This is a genomic window from Pseudomonas sp. P7759, assembly GCF_013386445.1.
Taxonomy (GTDB): Bacteria; Pseudomonadota; Gammaproteobacteria; order Pseudomonadales; family Pseudomonadaceae; genus Aquipseudomonas; species Aquipseudomonas azotoformans_A.
The window spans coordinates 29092-47040 of sequence record NZ_JACART010000078.1; the positions used below are offsets into that span (position 1 = coordinate 29092).

Genomic DNA, 17949 nt, shown 5'->3' on the forward strand with positions numbered 1-17949 from the left:
TCTGCAGTTAATCCACGGCACTTTTAATCACCCCATCTTTCATGAAGGGTTCACCATGCACGTACTGGTCTGTGAAGACGACGAACTGATCGCCAGCGGCATCGTGGCCGGCCTGACCGCCCAGGGTTTTACCGTGGAGCGCGTGGCCTCTGCCGGTGCCGCGCGCGCGATGCTCAGGGCCGCCACGTTTGACATCATGGTGCTCGACCTCGGCCTGCCGGACGAGGACGGCCTCAAGCTGTTGCAGCAACAGCGCAGCCAGGGCCTGGAGATTCCGGTGCTGATCCTCACCGCACGCGACTCAGTGACCAACCGTGTCGACGGCCTGCAGGCCGGCGCCGACGACTACCTGCTCAAACCCTTCGACCTGCGCGAACTCGCCGCCCGTCTGCAAACCCTGCTGCGTCGGGTGGCGGGGCGCAGCGTCAACCTGATCGAACATGGCCGCCTGGCCTACGACCCCAGCAGCCGCGAAACCTTCCTGGGCGGCGAGCCGGTGGACCTGTCGCGCCGCGAGCAGGCGCTGTTGCAGGCCCTGTTGCATAACAAAGGCCGGGTGCTGTCCAGCGAACAGCTCAAGGACAGCGTCTACGGTTTCAATGACGAATTGGAAAGCAACGCCCTCAACGTGCATATCCACCACCTGCGGCGCAAATTGGGCAACGGCATCGTCGAGACCGTGCGCGGCCTCGGCTATCGCCTGGGCCCGGCGGACGGGGGCGAGGACGCATCGTGAAAAGCCTGCGCCTGCGCCTGACATTCAAGCTGGGCGCCGCTTTTGTGTTGATCTGGGCGCTGGCGGCGGCCTGGATGCTCAACGACCTGCGCAACCAGATGATGTTCTCTCTCGACCAACGCCTGGTGGCGTCGGCGCGCATGGTGGCGGGGCTGACCGAGCAAATGCCGGGCCTGGCCAGTGTGAGCGGCGGTGCGCATTTCCATGGGGCACAACTCAACGTGCCGGGTGGCATGGCGTGCCAGGTCAGTTCCTTGCGTGGCGAAGTGCTGGCGCGCAGTCATGCCACGCCGGATGAAGGCCTGGAATCGCGCCAGAGTGGCTTTCGTGACCAGGTGATCGATGGCGTGAATTGGCGCAGTTTCACCCTGTCCCGTGGTGACCTGTTGATCACCACCGCCGACCGTCAGGTGGAGCGTGAGGCGTTGAACCTGTCGATCCTGCTGGCTGCTTCGGTGCCGGTCGGCGTGGCAATGCTTGGCTGCCTGTGCCTGCTGTGGTTGGGCATCGGCCAGAGCCTGCTGCCGCTCAACCGCATGCGTGACGCCTTGATGCGCCGCAGTGCCGATTCCCTGGAACCGTTGCAGATCCACCCGTTGCCCAGCGAGCTCAAGCCGCTGCTCGACACCCAGAACCAACTGTTGCAACGCATCGCCAAGACCATCGAGCGCGAACGCCGCCTCACTGGCGACGCCGCCCACGAACTGCGCAGCCCGCTGACGGCGATCAAGACCCACCTGCAAGTAGCGCGCATGACCGACGGCGCAGCCCGCGACCAATCCCTGGCCCACGCCGAGGAGGGCGCCGACCGCCTGCATCGCACCCTGGAGCAATTGCTGCTGCTGGCGCGGGTGGAGGGCAACCTGTCATTTGACGATGGCATGCACTCCAGCGCCGAGGACGTGGCACGGCTGGCCATCCTGGATGCCAATGCCGGCGATAACGCGCGTATCGACCTGATCCTGCCGGACAATCTGTCCGCTACCCCGGTGGAAATGCCGGTGGGCCTGGCGGTCGCAGCCCTGCGCAATCTGCTGGACAACGCCCTGCGCCATACGCCTGCGGACACGCGGGTGGAACTGCGCGTATTGATCGAGGCAGATAACGTGGTGTTCCGCGTGCGTGACCACGGCCAGCAGATTTCGCCGGAGGACCTGCAGTACCTGACCCAACGCTTCTGGCGCAATGGCAGCAGCGAAGGCTGCGGCCTGGGGCTGGCGATTGTGCAAGCGATCGTGCAGCGCTGCTCCTGCTCGCTGAAGTTCGACAGCCAGCCGGATGGCTTGCGCGTTGACCTGGGCATGCCGCTGCGGCGCTGATCACTTTTCTTTCAAGTGCCACATAGTTACCGCCCTCCTGAGGATCAAGCCTTCAGGATGGCGGTAATTTTTTGCGCTTGAACGGGCTGAATGACTCGGCCTGTATTGAAAAGGACGGTTCTTATGTTGGTCATCGATACAAGCTTCCCTGCCAAAGGTTTCAACGAACGCAACGGCGAGCCCGTGCGGCAGGTGATCCTGCATTACACCGCGGCACCTTTTGGCTCATCCCTGCGCACCCTGACCCAGGATGGCGTGAGTGCGCACTACCTGCTGCCCGACTCTGACGACCCCAGCTACCGCGCCGCAGGCTACGAAGAGTTGCGGGTGTTCCGGTTGGTGGAAGAGGACAAGCGCGCCTGGCATGCCGGGGTGAGCCATTGGGCAGGGCGCGACAACCTCAACAGCCGCTCGGTCGGTATCGAGATCGTCAACCTGGCACGGGATGACGGCGGTGTGTTCACCTTTCCCGCCTACGGTGAGGAACAAGTCGACGTGTTGATTGCCCTGGTGCGCGACATTCTCGGACGTTATCCACAGATTGGGCCTACCGACATTCTCGGGCATTCGGACGTGGCGTTCAGCCGTAAGAGCGATCCAGGACCGCAACTGCCGTGGCGGCGCTTGTATGACGCCGGAGTAGGGGCCTGGTTTGATGAGACGTCCCAGGCGATGTATCAACGCCGCTTTTGCCTCGGTTTGCCGTCGGAAGTCGAGGTGGAGCGGGCGTTTCAGCGCTACGGGTATGCGCCGGCGAAGAATCGGCAGGGGTTTGAACAGCGCACGCGAGCGTTTCAGATGCACTTTCGTCCACGGGATTATCGTGGGTTTCTGGATGCTGAAACCTGCGCGATTCTTTATGCGTTGAATGAAAAGTACCTGGGGCTGTGAAGCCGAGTGCGGTTCAAATGTGGGAGCGGGCTTGCTCGCGAATGCGGTGGATCAGTCAACATGTCCGGTGCCTGATACTCCGCTTTCGCGAGCAAGCCCGCTCCCACACTGGGATCTTCATCCATCAGGTAAAGCTCGGCGATCACTAAATCCATTCCGTGCTGGTGCGTTTCCAGAACAGGAAATCCGTGCGCATGCCCCTTGGGCCAGACGCCAGCGGATCGGCAGTTTGGTCACCATCATCAGCGTATTGAGGGATCGAGAAATGTCAGTCGCTACCAGCCGTATCGAAGACGTCCAGGTGCATGAAACGCTTTACCAGTTCGACGAAACCCCGCTGCTCGCCCGTCAGCGCCAGCAGGAATCCAACGCCCGCAGCTACCCTAGGCGCATTCCCCTGGCGCTCAAACGTGCCAAGGGCCTCTACGTGGAAGACGTGGAAGGCCGCCGTTTCATCGACTGCCTGGCCGGTGCGGGTACGTTGGCGCTGGGGCATAACCACCCGGTGGTGATCGAGGCGATCCAGCAAGTGCTGGCCGATGAATTGCCTCTGCACACCCTGGACCTGACGACGCCGGTCAAGGATCAGTTTGTACAGGACCTGTTCGGCCTGTTGCCGCCTGCGTTGGCGCGGGAAGCGAAAATCCAGTTCTGCGGCCCTACTGGCACGGATGCGGTGGAAGCGGCATTGAAGTTGGTACGCACCGCCACCGGGCGCAGCACCGTACTGTCTTTCCAGGGCGGTTACCACGGCATGAGCCAGGGCGCGTTGAGCCTGATGGGCAGCCTGGGGCCGAAAAAACCCTTGGGGGCCTTGCTCGGCAATGGCGTGCAGTTTCTGCCGTACCCCTACGACTACCGTTGCCCGTTTGGCCTGGGTGGCGCCGAAGGGGTGCGGGTCAACCTGCATTACCTGGAGAATTTGCTGAATGATCCCGAAGCGGGCGTGCTATTGCCGGCGGCGGTGATCGTCGAAGTGGTGCAGGGCGAGGGCGGCGTGATCCCGGCGGATCTCGACTGGCTGCGCGGCCTGCGCCGTATCACCGAGCAGGCGGGCGTGGCGTTGATCGTTGATGAAATTCAGAGCGGTTTCGGTCGCACCGGCAAGATGTTTGCGTTCGAACACGCCGGCATCATTCCGGATGTGGTGGTGATGTCCAAGGCCATCGGCGGCAGCCTGCCGTTGGCGGTGGTGGTGTATCGCGACTGGCTCGACACCTGGCTGCCGGGCGCCCATGCCGGGACCTTCCGGGGTAACCAGATGGCGATGGCGGCAGGCTCGGCGGTGATGCGCTACCTCAAGGAGCATGACCTGGCCGGTCACGCGGCCGCCATGGGCGAACGTTTGGGCGAACACCTGCGCATCCTGCAACGCGACTTTCCACAGCTGGGCGATATTCGCGGTCGTGGGCTGATGCTGGGTGTGGAACTGGTAGACCCGAATGGCCCACTAGACATCCAGGGCCATCCTCCCGTGCACCGCCAACTGGCGCCGCTGGTGCAGCGTGAATGCCTCAAGCGCGGCTTGATCCTGGAACTCGGTGGCCGGCACGGCAGCGTGGTGCGTTTCCTGCCGCCGCTGGTGATTACTGCGGCTGAAGTCGACCAGGTGGCGGACATCTTCGGGCGCGCGTTGGCGGCGGCGGTCGCCAGCCTCTAATTTTTTGCACGCTTGGTACGTTTCTACAGATATCAGTGCTGCGCGCGGTGCGCAGCCAGTCTTTCAGCGATGGAGAACAGCAATGACCTCAGTATTTGACCGCGACGACATCCTGTTTCAGGTAGTGGTCAACCACGAAGAACAGTATTCCATCTGGCCCGACTACAAGGCCGTGCCAGAAGGCTGGCGCACCGTAGGCAAGAGCGGCCTGAAGAAAGAATGCCTGGCCTACATCGAAGAAGTCTGGACGGATATGCGTCCGTTGAGCTTGCGCCAGAAGATGGACGGGGCTGCGCTCGCCGGTTGACCCACCGATCCTGTGGATGTGGGCCAGTTGTAGTGAGCGGGCTTGCCCGCGCTGGGCTGCGCAGCAGCCCTAAAAAGCCGGGAGCGCTTCGCACTCCAGCGCGAGCAAGCTCGCTCACCACAACAGCCCCGCTCACCACAGACAAGCATTTCGGCAGCTAGCAGCTAGTGGGTATAGAGATAATCCGTCGCCAACGACGCCAATGTCCTCACCCCTACCACCAGCGCCGACTCATCCACGAAGAACCCCGGATTGTGGTTCGGCGCCGCCTTGCTCATGTCCTGATCCCTCGGCGTCACCCCCAGGAACACAAACAGCCCCGGTGCCTCCTTGGCGTAAAACGAGAAGTCCTCGGCACCGCCCACCAACGGGCCCTGCACCACGTCATCCTTGGCCGCCCAGCGCAGGCTCGGCAGCATCTTCTCGGTCAGCGCCGGGTTGTTGATGGTGGGATCGTACTTCTCGATGATGGTGACTTCGGCCTTGGCGCCGCCGCTTTCAGCGATTTTCTCCACGGTCTGGCGCACGTCCGCGTGCAGCTTCTGGCGGATGCCATAGTCGTAGGAACGAATGGTGCCGGTCATGTCTACCGACTCCGGAATGATGTTGTAGCGCGTGCCGCCATTGATGGTGCCAATGCTCACCACCGACGGGAATGACGAGATATCGGTGCGGCGGCTGACCACGGTCTGCAGGCCGACAATAGTCTGTGCGCCCACGGTGATCGGGTCGATGCCATCCCAAGGGCGGCCGGCGTGGGTTTGCTTGCCGAGGATCTTGATGCGCAAATCGTCCGAGCTGGCCAGGGTCGGTCCCGGACGGTAGGCAATCTGGCCGGCGGGCACACCGGCCCACACGTGCAGGCCGAACACCGCGTCCGGCTTGGGCGCCTTCATCACGCCTTCCTGCACCATCATTTTGGCGCCCCAGGTGTTTTTGCCGTCGGGGATGAAATCGCTCGGGCCTTCCTCGGCCGGTTGGAAGTAGAACACCACAGTGCCCGGCAAGCGTTCGCGCATACCGGTCAGGATTTTCGCAGTGCTCAGCAGGATAGCGACGTGGGCGTCGTGGCCGCAGGCGTGCATCACGTCGACTTCTTTGCCCAGGTAGGTGCCTTTGGCTTTGGAGGCGAAGGGCAGGTCGGCGACTTCCTTCACCGGCAGCGCATCCATGTCGGCGCGCAGGGCGACGGTGGGGCCGGGCAGGGCGCCTTTCAGTACGGCAACGACGCCTGTACGGGCGACGCCGGTTTTTACTTCAAGGCCCAGGTCGCGCAGTTGTTTGGCGACCAGCTCGGCGGTGCGGGTTTCGGTGTTGCCCAATTCCGGGTGGGCGTGGATGTCGCGTCGGGTTTCCAGCAGCGCCGGCTCAAGGGCTTTTGTCTGGGCGGCGATTTCCTCACGGGCGCTGTCCTGGCCGCTGCTGGCGGCTATCACGGTACTGCTGGCGACCCCGCACAACATGCCAAAAATCCACGGGTGTGTCAGACCGGTTAAACGCATAAGGACCTCTCCTGAGTTTATTGTTGTTGATCTTTCTCCTGCACAGTGCCGGCGGTTACCACCTGCACGCTCAGGCGCGGCGTGGCCAGGTCCAGCCCGGCCTCGTCCAGATGACGCTTGAGGGACAGGTTGAACGCCCGCGACACTTCCCACTGCTTGATCGGCGCGGTCTTGAACCGTGCGCGCAGAATCGCGCTGCCCGACTCGAAACTCTCCACGCCTTGAATCTCCAGCGGCGACCAGATATTGCGGCGCTGCAGTGGGTCGTTGCGCATCTTCTGGCCGACATCGCGCATCAGCTTGATGGCGTCGTCGATCTCCATGTTGTAGGGGATCGCCACACGGAAGATCGCGTAGCCGAACTCCCGCGAGTAGTTCTTGATGCTCTTGATCTCGCTGAACGGAATGGTGTGCACGATGCCGTCGATGTCGCGCAGGCGCACGGTGCGGATGGTCAGGCCTTCGACGGTGCCGAGGTGACCGCCGACGTCCACGTAGTCATCGATGGCCAGGGAGTCTTCGATGATGATGAACAGGCCGGTGATCAAGTCCGCCACCAGCGACTGCGCGCCGAAACCGATGGCCAGGCCGATCACACCGGCACCGGCCAGCAGTGGCGTGACGTTCATGCCCATGTTCGCCAGGGCGACAATGGCGGCGATGATGAAGATGGTCACGAACAGCACGTTGCGGATCAGCGGCATCATGGTCTGCGCGCGGGCATTGGCCAGGCCTTTGCGCGAGCGGGTGAGGGCGTGATGGATCGCGGTGTCGCTGAGAATCCAGATCAACCAGGCAAACAGCAGGGTCCCGGCCAGGCCGAACAGCTTGACGCTGACTTCATGGCCATCGCCTTCGGTAAAGCGGATCAGCGACAGCCCCCACACCCGCAGGCCCAACTCGATAAACACCAGCCACACCACCAGGTGGGCCAGGGTGTAGACGAAGCTTTTCAGGCGCTCGGAGTACAGCGCATGGCGTTTGTGCCCACGTTGTGGCTTGAGGGCGTGACGGCGGACCAGTCCGTTGATCACCATGCACAGCACCAGCAGCACCGTGCACAGCAGCGATTGGCGCAGTGCTGTGCTGGTATCGCCCGCCGAGACGAAGGTAGCGAATAGCGAAATACCCACCAACAGCAGCGCGGGGATGTACCAGAAGGAACCGATGATTTCGATGGTGTCGCTGAGGGCGCGACGTGTGAGGCGGCGTGACAGTGGCTGATTGCGGATCAGGTGGGCGATGGGTCGGCGGAAGCGCAGGATGAACACGCCAGTGGACAACGCCGCCATCACATTGGCGATGGTCGCGGCGGTATGGGACAAGTGTTGCCCCAGTGCTGCCACCAGTCGCGGGTCGCTCAAGGCCTCACCAAAGGCGGCAAAACTGCCGATCCACCACAGCGGGCGGAACGCCTGGTGACGCAGGATGTACAACGCGCGATGGCGATGCGGGCCGTCGAGCACGGAAAACGCAATCACGCAGATCGCCGAGAAACAGGTGCCCACCACCAGCGCGTAGGCCAATACCATCGCCAGGGATTTACCCAGGGACGACGGCAGGGCATAACTCAAATACACCGTGATCACCAGGGCAATCAGCCATGGGCCGAGTTTACGCAGGGCAAAGCGCACCATGTCCCAGGTACGCGGATGTTGCGGCAGTTCTTCGGGCAGGCCGAAGCGTTCGCGCACGCGGTGGCTGAGCCAGATCAGCGCGGCGGCGAGCAGGCTCCACACGGCAAGGATCAGTGCAAAACCGAAAATGATCGGCAGCCATTCGTTGGCCGGCAGTATCAGTGCACTGAGTTCTTCCTTGGCCTGGTCGATTTCATTGGACCAGCGCCCCAGTGGGCTATCGGCCCCCGAAAACTGTGCTTCCAGGTTGGCCAGGGTGCCGCCGATCAACCCCAGCACACCTTCTTCGGCGGCCGGTTGGGCTTTTTTCGTGGCTTCACGGAGCTTTTTCAGGTCACTCAGCAACTGGGTACGTTGCTGGTCGTTCTCCAGGGTCTTGATCACCTCGTCCAACGACTGCCCCAGCGGCACTTCGGCCTGGGGCTGGGTCTTGTTGGTGTTGCCGAGCAGGCCGGGCAGGCCCACGGCATGGGCAGGCGTCAGCGGCAGCAGCGTCAGCAGGGCGATCAAGCAATAGCAGGGCAGGGCAAACAGGCGGGAAAGCACGAGGCGGTCAACCTTGGAAACGACGAGTTGACCGAGTGTACGAGCGCAATCGTCATTCAGCCAGTTTTGCGAGGATCTTGTACACCACAGTGCCCAGGATCAGCAGCATGCCGATCCACATGCCAAACACACCGAGGGGTTTGTCACGGAAGTTGAAGCCCACGGCGAGCATGATCATGCCGATCAGGATCGGGATCAGCATGGCGTGGAAGGAGGACATGGAGATCATGGTGCGACGGCCTTGTCGGAGTGGGAATACTGACAAGTCTAGGTCGGATTGCAGGAAGTGGGGTTGATGTGTATCAGAAACACATCAACCCCATGCCACATCAGGGCAAGTCGTGGCTCGCGTAGAACGCCCCCAGTACCTTCACCAAATGCGCCAGATCATGGCTGCCGCACAGCTCGCGAATGGAGTGCATGGCAAACGTCGGCAAGCCGATGTCCACGGTGCGCACGCCGAGGTGGCTGGCGGTGATCGGGCCGATGGTGGAGCCGCAACCCATGTCGCTGCGCACCACGAAGCTCTGCACCGGTACTTCCTGAGCCATGCACAGGTGGCGGAAGAACCCGGCGGTTTCGCTGTTGGTGGCGTAGCGCTGGTTGCTGTTGACCTTGATCACCGGGCCGGCGTTGAGCTTGGGGCCGTGGTTGGCGTCATGCTTCTCGGCGTAGTTCGGGTGAACGCCGTGGGCGTTGTCCGCAGACACCAGCAGGGATTTCTGGATGGTGCGTACGAATTCATCCCCTTCCGGCAACAGGCGACGCAGGGTCTGTTCCAGCATCGGGCCATCGGCCCCGCACGCCGAGCAGGAGCCGACTTCTTCGTGGTCGTTGCACACCAGTACGCAGGTTTCTTCGCTGTCGCTGGTGAGCAAGGCTTGCAGGCCGGCGTAGCACGACAGCAGGTTGTCCAGGCGCGCGCCGGCGATGAAGTCGCCGTTCAGACCGATGACCGCGGCGCTTTGGGTGTCATAGAAGCTCAGCTCGTAGTCGAGCACCACGTCGGCGTTCAAGCCATGTTCCCGTGCCAGCTGCTCGGTGAGCACGGCACGGAAGTCCACACGCTCGTCACCGGCAAACTGCGCGAGGATCGGCGGCAGCTCGGTCTGGGCATTGATCGCCCAACCTTGGTTGGCTTCACGGTTCAGGTGAATGGCCAGGTTGGGGATGATGGCGATGGGCAGCTTGAAGTCGATCAACTGGCTTTCGACTTTGCCATCGCGGCGGAACGTCACGCGGCCGGCCAGGGACAGGTCGCGGTCGAACCATGGCGCCAGCAGCGCGCCGCCGTAGACTTCCACGCCCAGTTGCCAGAAACCCTGGCGTTGCAGCTCAGGCTGGGGCTTGACCCGCAGGCACGGGCTGTCGGTATGGGCGCCGACCAGACGGATACCGCCCTGCAGCGGCGAATGACGGCCGAGCTTGAAGGCGATGATCGAGGAATCGTTGCGGGTCACGTAATAGCGACCGTTGGCCTCGGTGGTCCAGGTCTCGCGCTCGTCGAGACGCTGGTAACCGGCCGCTTCCAGGCGCTGGGCCAGGGCGGCAGTGGCATGAAAAGGAGTAGGGGAGGCCTTGAGGAAGTCGATCAGGCCTTGATTCAACGCTTCGCGCATAAATAGCTCCAGACAACAATGCCGCGAGTTTACCGTATTTATTCTTCAGAACGGGGCAGGGCACTCGAAACGCAAACGCTCGCCGCTTTGCGGATGGGTGAAGCTCAGCATGCTTGCATGCAGGCACAGGCGCGGCCAGGCAGCCAGGGCTTGCTCATGGGCATACAGGCCATCACCCAGCAAGGGGTGGCCAATGGAGAGCATGTGCACGCGCAGTTGGTGAGAGCGCCCGGTAATCGGCGTCAGCTCCACGCGGCACCAGTCGCCACAGCGCTCCAGCACCTTCCAGAAGGTCAGCGCGTGCTTGCCGAATTCGTGGTCCACCACATGCCGTGGTTTGGTCGGCGGGTCGTAGCGCAGGGGCAGGTCGATACTGCCGCTGTCCAGTTCCGGTTGGCCCCAGGCCAGGGCGGTGTAGGCCTTTTCGGTTTCACGGTCGTGAAACTGGCGGGACAGTTCGCGGTGGGTGTCGGCGTCACGGGCCAGCAGGATGATGCCTGAGGTTTCCCAGTCCAGGCGATGCACGATGCGGGCTTCGGGGTAGCCGTTTTCCTGCAGGCGGGTGATCAGGCAGTCCTTGTTGTCGTCGGCGCGGCCAGGCACCGAGAGCAACAGGGTGGGCTTGTTCACCACCAGGACGGCATCGTCCTGATGCAAGATATGAATATTGGACAGCGGCATTAAACAGCCTCGTAACAAACGCCAACGGCGGCTCGCCCACCCGGCCCCCAAAAAGGGATCAGGGTGAACGAGCCGCCGTGGCGGCCGCCTGTTCGATCAACGATCAGGCAGGGTGATATTGAGTTCCAGAATCGAGCAGCTGCCGTCATTTTCCAGGGCGACATGCACGTCATCGTTGCCGATATTGACGTACTTGCGGATCACCTCGACCAGTTCCTTCTGCAAGGCTGGCAGGTAGTCCGGCGTGCTGCGTTGGCCGCGTTCGTGCGCCACGATGATCTGTAGACGCTCTTTCGCTACCGACGCGGTCGTAGGCTTTTTGTTGGCGCGAAAGAAGTCGAGAAATTTCATTGTTTAGTTGCCTCCAAAGATACGCTCGAAGAATCCCTTCTTCTTGACATCGAGGAAGCGATGTTCCACGGTCTTGCCCAGCAGGCGATCGACGGCATCGCTGTACGCCTGGCCGGCGTCGCTCTGGTCGTCAAGAATCACCGGAACACCCTGGTTGGAAGCCTTCAGGACCGCCTGGGATTCTGGAATCACGCCCAGCAGGGTCACTGCGAGGATTTCCTTCACGTCTTCAACGCCGAGCATTTCGCCGTTGCTGACGCGCTCAGGGTTGTAGCGGGTGAGCAGCAAGTGCTCCTTGATCGGGTCCTGGCCTTCTTCGGCGCGCTTGGATTTGCTGGCCAGCAGGCCGAGCATACGGTCCGAGTCACGTACGGAGGAGACTTCCGGGTTGGTCACGACGATGGCTTCGTCTGCGAAGTACATGGCCAGGTGAGCACCGGTTTCGATACCGGCCGGCGAATCGCAGACCACGTATTCGAAGGTTTCCTTCAGCTCGGCCAGGACTTTGCCCACGCCTTCTTTGGTCAGTGCGTCTTTGTCACGGGTCTGGCTGGCGGCCAGCACGTACAGGTTCTCAAGGCGCTTGTCCTTGATCAGGGCCTGTTGCAGGTTGGCTTCACCGTTGACCACGTTGACGAAGTCATACACCACGCGGCGTTCGCAGCCCATGATCAGGTCGAGGTTACGCAAGCCGACGTCGAAGTCGACAATAACTGTCTTGTGGCCGCGCAGAGCGAGGCCGGTACCGATAGCGGCGCTGGTGGTGGTCTTACCCACACCACCCTTGCCGGATGTAACCACGAGAATCTTGGCCAAGGTGTTTCACCCCTAAGGAAGAAGGACATTTCGGTCCCTGAAAAACATCTCTTGGAACTCGCTGCAGGCGGACAGCCTTGTAGGAAAAATAATTCCTACATAAGTAATGCCGGTTTCGCTGTGCTATCAGAGTCTAGAGATGCTTGGAAAATGCGGCAGTATCCGTTAAAGACGGATGATGTTCAACACATCGCCCGACAGGTTGACCTGCACCGAAGCCCCCCACAGCGGATCACGGCGCAAATCTTCTGAAACCTTGTACTGGCCTGCGATGGACACTAGCTCAGCGGTCAACTGCTGGCAAAAAATACGGGCCTTGGTATCACCCTTGATGCCGGCGAGGGCACGTCCGCGCATCGGGCCGTATACATGGATGTTGCCATCGGCGAGAAGTTCCGCCCCTGGGCTGACCGAGGAGATCACTACCAGGTCGCCGCCCTGGGCGTAAATCTGCTGCCCGCCGCGTACGGGCGAGGTGATGATCTTTGTAGGCTTGATCGCAGGCTCGGGTGGTTTTTCCGGTTTTTTCTTCTCTTCACCGACCAATGGTTCAAGTGGACGCTCACGCGCACCGGACGGTGGCAGTACTGGCAGTTCAATGGCGATCGCTGCAGCAATGTCTTCGATACGGCTGGCACGGATCGCCAGGGTACGCAGGCCGTGGGAGCGGCATACGCGCATCAGGCCGGGCAGGTCGATGCTGCCCTGGCCGGCGGGCAGTTTGTCCAGGGCCAGCACCAGCGGGGCATTGTTGAAAAAATTGGGCGCCAGGGCGACCTTGGCGGCGAGCTGGCGGTCCAGGGCGTCGAGGTCGTTACGGGCGAGTTCCAGCACGGTGATGGCGAGCATGCTGCCTTTCAGCTGGAACACGGGATCTTGGTCTAGCGGTTCGGTTTGGCTCATGGTCGGCAAAAGCGGCTTGTCACGAAAAGTGTCGAGACTTATAACGAGAACACTCACCCGCCGCAAGCCGAGTCGAACCGTTGTAGAATGCGCGGCCCTTGTCTTTACCGGAATCTGTAATGGATCGCCCGCGTTTTCGAGCTGTATTTTTTCACCCGCGTTTCTGGCTGTTATGGCTGGGGCTCGGCCTGTTGTGGCTGGTCACCCAGCTGCCGTACCGTGCGCTGCTGACCATTGGTCGCCTGCTGGGCGCCGGCATGTACCGCGTGGCCGGCGAACGTCGCCGCATTGCTGCGCGAAACCTGGAACTGTGCTTCCCGGAAAAATCCGCCCAAGAGCGCAAGCAACTGCTCAAGGAAAACTTTGCCTCCACCGGCATCGCCTTCTTCGAAATGGCCATGAGCTGGTGGTGGTCGCGCCAGCGCCTGGCGCGCCTGGCCCACGTCGAAGGCCTGGAACACCTCAAGCAGGCCCAATTGGACGGCAAGGGCGTGATCCTCATGGCCCTGCATTTCACTACCCTGGAAATCGGCGCCGCGCTGTTGGGGCAGAAGCACACCATTGATGGCATGTACCGCGAACACGGCAACCCGTTGTTCGACTACATCCAGCGCCGTGGCCGCGAACGCCACAACCTCGATTCCCTGGCCGTGGAGCGTGAAGACGTGCGCGGCATGCTCAAGCTGCTGCGCGCCGGTCGCGCGATCTGGTACGCACCGGACCAGGACTACGGCGCCAAGCAAAGCCTCTTCGTGCCGCTGTTCGGCATCCAGGCCGCCACCGTGCCGGCCACCAGCAAGTTCGCCAAGCTGGGCAAGGCGTTGGTGGTGCCGTTCACTCAACAACGCCTGGCCGATGGCAGCGGCTACCGCCTGGTGATCCATCCGCCGCTCACCGACTTCCCCGGCGAGAGCGATGAAGCCGACTGCTTGCGCATCAACCAGTGGGTCGAAGCCTCGGTGCGTGAATGCCCGGAGCAATACCTGTGGACCCATCGCCGCTTCAAGAGCCGGCCACCGGGTGAGCCTAAGTTGTACGAAAAACGCCGCCGATAAGACAGACATTTCCCCACATGGAGTGACGCAATGCGCCCAGCTGAACCGGTGACAGGCTTGATTCTTTCCGGCGGCGGGGCGCGAGCGGCGTATCAGGTGGGGGTGTTGGCGGCGATTGCCGAGCTGTTGCCGCCGGGGGCGCCCAATCCGTTTCCGGTGATCGTCGGCACCTCGGCCGGTGCGATCAATGCGGTGAGCCTGGCCAGTGGCGCCACGGACTTCAGGGCCGCGATCCAACGCCTGACCGCCTTCTGGCAGGGTTTTCGCAGCCACTTGGTGCTGCGCAGTGATTGGCCGGGGGTGATCCGCCAGGCGAGCCTCTTCTTTATCCACAGCCTCCTCGGTCTTGGTGCGCAGGTGCCGGTGGCGTTGCTCAACAGCACGCCACTGAAGGCGCTGCTCAAAGACAAGCTGCACCTGGCCGGCATCGACGAAGCCATCCGCAACAAACATCTGCACGCGGTGGCGGTGACGGCCTTTGGTTACGAGTCCGGCCAGGCAGTGACCTTCTATCAGGGTGGTGGCACCATCGACGCCTGGTTGCGCCATCGCCGTATCGGCATGCCCACCCAATTGACGGTTGAACACCTGCTGGCCAGCTCCGCGATTCCCTTGCTGTTCGCCCCGGTCAAACTCGACCAGGAATATTTCGGCGACGGCGCCGTGCGGCAGTCGGCGCCGATCAGTCCGGCGTTGCACCTGGGCGCCAGCCGTGTGCTGGTGGTTGGGGTCAGTGGCAACCCACGCGGCAATGAGCCGGCGGCGCAACGTACCTTTACCGGCCAGGAGCCGACGTTGGCGCAAATCGGCGGGCACATGCTCAACAGCACGTTCATTGACAGCCTGGAAAGCGATATCGAGTTGCTGGAGCGCTTGAATCAGTTCAGCCATGCCGCGCCTGGCGTGGCGGCGGTAGAAGTGCTGGTGATTGCGCCCAGCCAGCCGATCGACGAAATCGCGGCACGGCACCGCCAGGAATTGCCGGCGGCATTGCGCTTGTTTTTGCGTGGGCCGGGGGCGACCAAGACGAGTGGGGCGGGGGTCTTGAGTTACTTGTTGTTCGAGGCGGGGTATTGCAGCGAGCTGATCGAGCTGGGGCGGCGCGACGCGTTGGCCAAGCGCGAGGAAATCACGCGGTTTCTGGGGCTGCCTACAGTCTAAATGTGGGAGCGGGCTTGCTCGCGAATGCGGTGGATCAGTCAGCACATGAGTTGACTGGCGCACCGCATTCGCGAGCAAGCCCGCTCCCACAAGGGTATGCGGTGCTCAGTTAAAAGTGATACTTGACCAGGAAGCTTGCGGTGTCCTGGTTAGTCTTGAACGCACCCGAATCTTCGATCCCGTACTTGTTCTTCCAGTAGTCGTATTCGAAGCCGACATACAGCTGTTTGTCACCCCAATGCAGCGCTTTACCCAGGTCATATTTGACCTGTGGGTTGAAGTGCAGGTTGGCGTGGTAGGTGCCACGGGCGTTCTTGTCGTTGTCCGTGACCCAGTCCATGAAGCCGTCGATCAACACGTCGGAGTTGCCCACCGGGATGGTGTAGGACCAGACCGGAGTAATCTGCCAGACGCCGTCACCCGGACGATTGCCTTCGGTCTGGCGCTGGTAGAAGTTCAACTGGAAGTAGTCGAAGCCGGGGATGTTCAGGTCAAAGCCTGGGCCGAGCAGGTACGACTCGTTATCGCCTTCGCCAAACTCGTAAGTGAATGCCAGCAGCACGTCTTTGATCGGGCCAAACGACAGGTCTTTATCAAAGATCTTGCCGAACGACAGGCGCGGGCTTATTTCACCGTAATAAGTACTGGGGCCGACGTTGCCGTCTTCCTTGCCGTTGTAAAAGATGCGGTCGACGAAGATAAAGTTGTCGCCATACTTCCACGCATCGGCATGTTCGAACGTGACGGTTTGCTGGATCTGCGGGTTGACGGTAAAGCTCTTGCCCCACAGGTAAGTCAGGCTGTTGTTCTGCCACTGCAACAGGTCACCGGCCACGGCTTGGCCACCGGCCAGCAGGGATCCCGCCAGCATCAGGCCTTTGAACATAGGTTTCATTCGGTTGCTCCCGAGTTAAAGTTTTATGGTTTTTCTTCTACGCAGGCGCTCTGGTGTGGCGCCTTTTGGTTCGCTGCAAAAATCGTCTGTTCGGTCAGCTTTAGTGCTTTTAGCAAGAGCTGCGCCAAGGTGTTTAAAAAGCCAAAAAATCCCCGTCGGCTGCATCGGATGCAGTCGAATTCAGAGGACTTTTGCGCACTTTGGCCGCAGACATAAGGCCGGGATAAGTTGGCCTTGCAGTCAGCTTTTACATTCGCTGTTTTTTTTTGAGTCGATTCGAGCGGGCGCGGAGAATACTGGCTCTTATGCCGTGGCTCAAGTGCGCTGTTAAAGAGCGCGTGGGGCGAGAATGGGGCACGGCTTGTGGCCGGCCCCAGGTGAAGGGTGTGCATGTGGTTATTCCCGTTTCGTTATTGTTTTTGTTTGAACGAAGGAATCAATGCGTATGAGCGACTTCAGGGCGTTCAGCGCCACCCAGGATGTTGAACAGGATATTCAGCGACAACGCGCTGAGTGTGGCCATGGCGATGCCACTGTGGGTAATCGGGCTCATCCACAGCGGTAGTTGCGCGAAGAACTCCGGGCGCACCACGGGGATCAGGCCCATGCCGATACTCACCGCCACCAGCAACTGGTTGCGACGGTCGGCGATGTCGGCTTCCTGCAGGATCTTGATCCCGGTCGCCGCCACCATGCCAAACATGGCAATCGCCGCGCCGCCCAGCACCGCCGGTGGTATCGACGCCACCAGGTAGGCGGCCTTTGGCAACAGGCTCAGCACAATCAGGAAGACCCCGGCCATGATCGTCACCGAGCGGCAACGCACACCGGTCATCTGCACCAGGCCGATGTTCTGGGCGAACGAGGAGTGGGTGAAGGTGTTGAAGAAACCGGCGAAGAACGACGCGCCGGCATCACACAGCAGGCCACGGCGCAGCATCTTCGGCGTGACATCCTGGCCGGTGATCTTGCCCAGGGCGAGAAACATTCCGGTGGACTCGACAAAGATGATCACCACCACCAGGCACATCGACAGGATCGGCGCCAACTCGAACTTGGGCATGCCGAAGTGCAGCGGCGTCACCACCTGCACCCACGGCGCCACGGCCAGGCCACTGAGGTCGACCATGCCGAGCGCACCGCACAAGGCGTAGCCCAGGCCCATGCCGATCAGCACCGAGATATTCACCCAGAAGCCGCGCATGAAGCGGTTGATCAGCAGGATGGTGGCGAGTACCAGTGCGGCAATCGCCAGGTAGATCGGTGAGCCAAACGTAGCGGCGGCGCTGCCGCCTCCGGCCCAGTTCACGGCCACCGGAAACAGCGACAGGCCAATCGCGGTGATCACCGTGCCGGTCACCAATGGCGGGAAAAAGCGCACGACCTTGGACATGAAGGGCGCGATGAGCATGCCGAAGAACCCGGCGGCGATGGTGGCGCCGAAGATTCCCTGCAAGCCGATCCCCGGCATGCCGGCCATCGCGACCATGCTGCCGACGGCGGCGAAGCTGGCGCCCATCATCACCGGCATGCGAATGCCCACTGGGCCGATGCCGAACGACTGCACCATGGTGGCAATACCGGCCACCAGCAGGTCGGCGTTGATCAGGAATGCGATTTCTTCACGGCTCAAGCCGGCGGCCTGGCCAATGATCAGGGGCACGGCGACGGCGCCGCCGTACATCAGCAAGACGTGTTGCAGGCCTACCAGAATCAGTTGCAAGAGGGGCAGCCGCACCATGGCGGGCGCGGCAGGAATCTGCGGTTCGGCTAACTCGGTCATGCAACACCTCGGATCTTTTTTATTTTTGTTGTTTCAACAATTGTGTAGCGGGGAGCTTTTGTAGTGAGCGGGCTTGCCCCGCGCTGG

Annotated in this window: 18 protein-coding genes; 7 read left to right on the top strand and 11 right to left on the bottom strand. The window is 61.7% G+C overall.

All coding sequences use genetic code 11. From position 1 onward, the window contains the following. The first annotated feature begins 55 nt into the window (after positions 1–55). The 5 genes from HX823_RS30610 to HX823_RS30630 all read left to right on the top strand — a co-directional run bounded on the left by HX823_RS30610 (position 56) and on the right by HX823_RS30630 (position 4913). Positions 56–736 (top strand): response regulator, encoded by a 681-nt coding sequence (locus HX823_RS30610; protein ID WP_010208813.1) that lies wholly within the window; start codon positions 56–58, stop codon positions 734–736. Next, entirely contained in the window at positions 733–2055 is a 1323-nt protein-coding gene (locus tag HX823_RS30615; RefSeq protein ID WP_177078347.1) for an ATP-binding protein, read from the top strand. The genes HX823_RS30610 and HX823_RS30615 overlap by 4 nt, the downstream gene beginning before the upstream one ends. Before the next feature lie 123 nt (positions 2056–2178). After that, on the top strand, positions 2179–2946 hold the full coding sequence (locus HX823_RS30620) for an N-acetylmuramoyl-L-alanine amidase (protein ID WP_177078349.1): 768 nt from the start codon (positions 2179–2181) through the stop codon (positions 2944–2946). 265 nt (positions 2947–3211) lie between these two features. Further along, positions 3212–4606, top strand: coding sequence for an aspartate aminotransferase family protein (locus HX823_RS30625; RefSeq protein WP_038841719.1), 1395 nt, complete (start codon positions 3212–3214; stop codon positions 4604–4606). Between the two features lie 82 nt (positions 4607–4688). Continuing rightward, a complete protein-coding gene (locus HX823_RS30630; RefSeq protein WP_038841721.1) occupies positions 4689–4913 on the top strand; it encodes an MbtH family protein in 225 nt (74 codons plus the stop codon). 164 nt (positions 4914–5077) lie between these two features. Here HX823_RS30630 and HX823_RS30635 read toward each other — a convergent pair whose 3' ends face one another. The 8 genes from HX823_RS30635 to minC all read right to left on the bottom strand — a co-directional run bounded on the left by HX823_RS30635 (position 5078) and on the right by minC (position 12968). Further along, a complete protein-coding gene (locus HX823_RS30635) occupies positions 5078–6415 on the bottom strand; it encodes an amidohydrolase (protein ID WP_177078351.1) in 1338 nt (445 codons plus the stop codon). Between the two features lie 17 nt (positions 6416–6432). After that, positions 6433–8598 carry a mechanosensitive ion channel family protein gene (locus HX823_RS30640; protein ID WP_033900837.1) on the bottom strand — a complete coding sequence of 722 codons (2166 nt, stop codon included), beginning with the start codon at positions 8596–8598 and terminating at the stop codon, positions 6433–6435. A 52-nt stretch (positions 8599–8650) separates the two neighbouring features. Next, on the bottom strand, positions 8651–8827 hold the full coding sequence (locus HX823_RS30645) for a hypothetical protein (protein ID WP_010208820.1): 177 nt from the start codon (positions 8825–8827) through the stop codon (positions 8651–8653). A 100-nt stretch (positions 8828–8927) separates the two neighbouring features. Next, the gene (locus tag HX823_RS30650) at positions 8928–10217 is read right to left on the bottom strand and encodes a M18 family aminopeptidase (RefSeq protein WP_025854984.1); all 1290 of its coding nucleotides are present in this window, start codon (positions 10215–10217) and stop codon (positions 8928–8930) included. A 45-nt stretch (positions 10218–10262) separates the two neighbouring features. Continuing rightward, positions 10263–10898, bottom strand: coding sequence for an RluA family pseudouridine synthase (locus tag HX823_RS30655; protein ID WP_005789965.1), 636 nt, complete (start codon positions 10896–10898; stop codon positions 10263–10265). 96 nt (positions 10899–10994) lie between these two features. Then, entirely contained in the window at positions 10995–11249 is a 255-nt protein-coding gene (minE, locus tag HX823_RS30660) for a cell division topological specificity factor MinE (RefSeq protein ID WP_010208824.1), read from the bottom strand. Between the two features lie 3 nt (positions 11250–11252). Then, positions 11253–12065, bottom strand: coding sequence for a septum site-determining protein MinD (minD, locus tag HX823_RS30665; RefSeq protein ID WP_003175251.1), 813 nt, complete (start codon positions 12063–12065; stop codon positions 11253–11255). Positions 12066–12230: 165 nt separating this feature from the next. Then, positions 12231–12968, bottom strand: coding sequence for a septum site-determining protein MinC (gene minC / locus HX823_RS30670; RefSeq protein WP_033900844.1), 738 nt, complete (start codon positions 12966–12968; stop codon positions 12231–12233). A gap of 119 nt (positions 12969–13087) precedes the next feature. Here minC and HX823_RS30675 point away from each other — a divergent pair, with 119 nt between their 5' ends. Together HX823_RS30675 and HX823_RS30680 are read left to right on the top strand one after the other, a co-directional pair. Further along, the gene (locus HX823_RS30675; RefSeq protein ID WP_038841734.1) at positions 13088–14023 is read left to right on the top strand and encodes a lipid A biosynthesis lauroyl acyltransferase; all 936 of its coding nucleotides are present in this window, start codon (positions 13088–13090) and stop codon (positions 14021–14023) included. Between the two features lie 30 nt (positions 14024–14053). Further along, positions 14054–15184, top strand: coding sequence for a patatin-like phospholipase family protein (locus HX823_RS30680; RefSeq protein WP_177078353.1), 1131 nt, complete (start codon positions 14054–14056; stop codon positions 15182–15184). A 109-nt stretch (positions 15185–15293) separates the two neighbouring features. Here HX823_RS30680 and HX823_RS30685 read toward each other — a convergent pair whose 3' ends face one another. From HX823_RS30685 to HX823_RS30695, 3 genes are read right to left on the bottom strand one after another with little or no spacing between them, the layout of a single operon-like run. Continuing rightward, entirely contained in the window at positions 15294–16079 is a 786-nt protein-coding gene (locus HX823_RS30685) for an outer membrane protein OmpK (protein WP_028617274.1), read from the bottom strand. Between the two features lie 23 nt (positions 16080–16102). Continuing rightward, the gene (locus HX823_RS30690) at positions 16103–16471 is read right to left on the bottom strand and encodes a hypothetical protein (RefSeq protein WP_152514674.1); all 369 of its coding nucleotides are present in this window, start codon (positions 16469–16471) and stop codon (positions 16103–16105) included. 44 nt (positions 16472–16515) lie between these two features. After that, positions 16516–17862 (bottom strand): nucleobase:cation symporter-2 family protein, encoded by a 1347-nt coding sequence (locus HX823_RS30695; RefSeq protein ID WP_177078355.1) that lies wholly within the window; start codon positions 17860–17862, stop codon positions 16516–16518. Positions 17863–17949 lie beyond the last annotated feature (87 nt).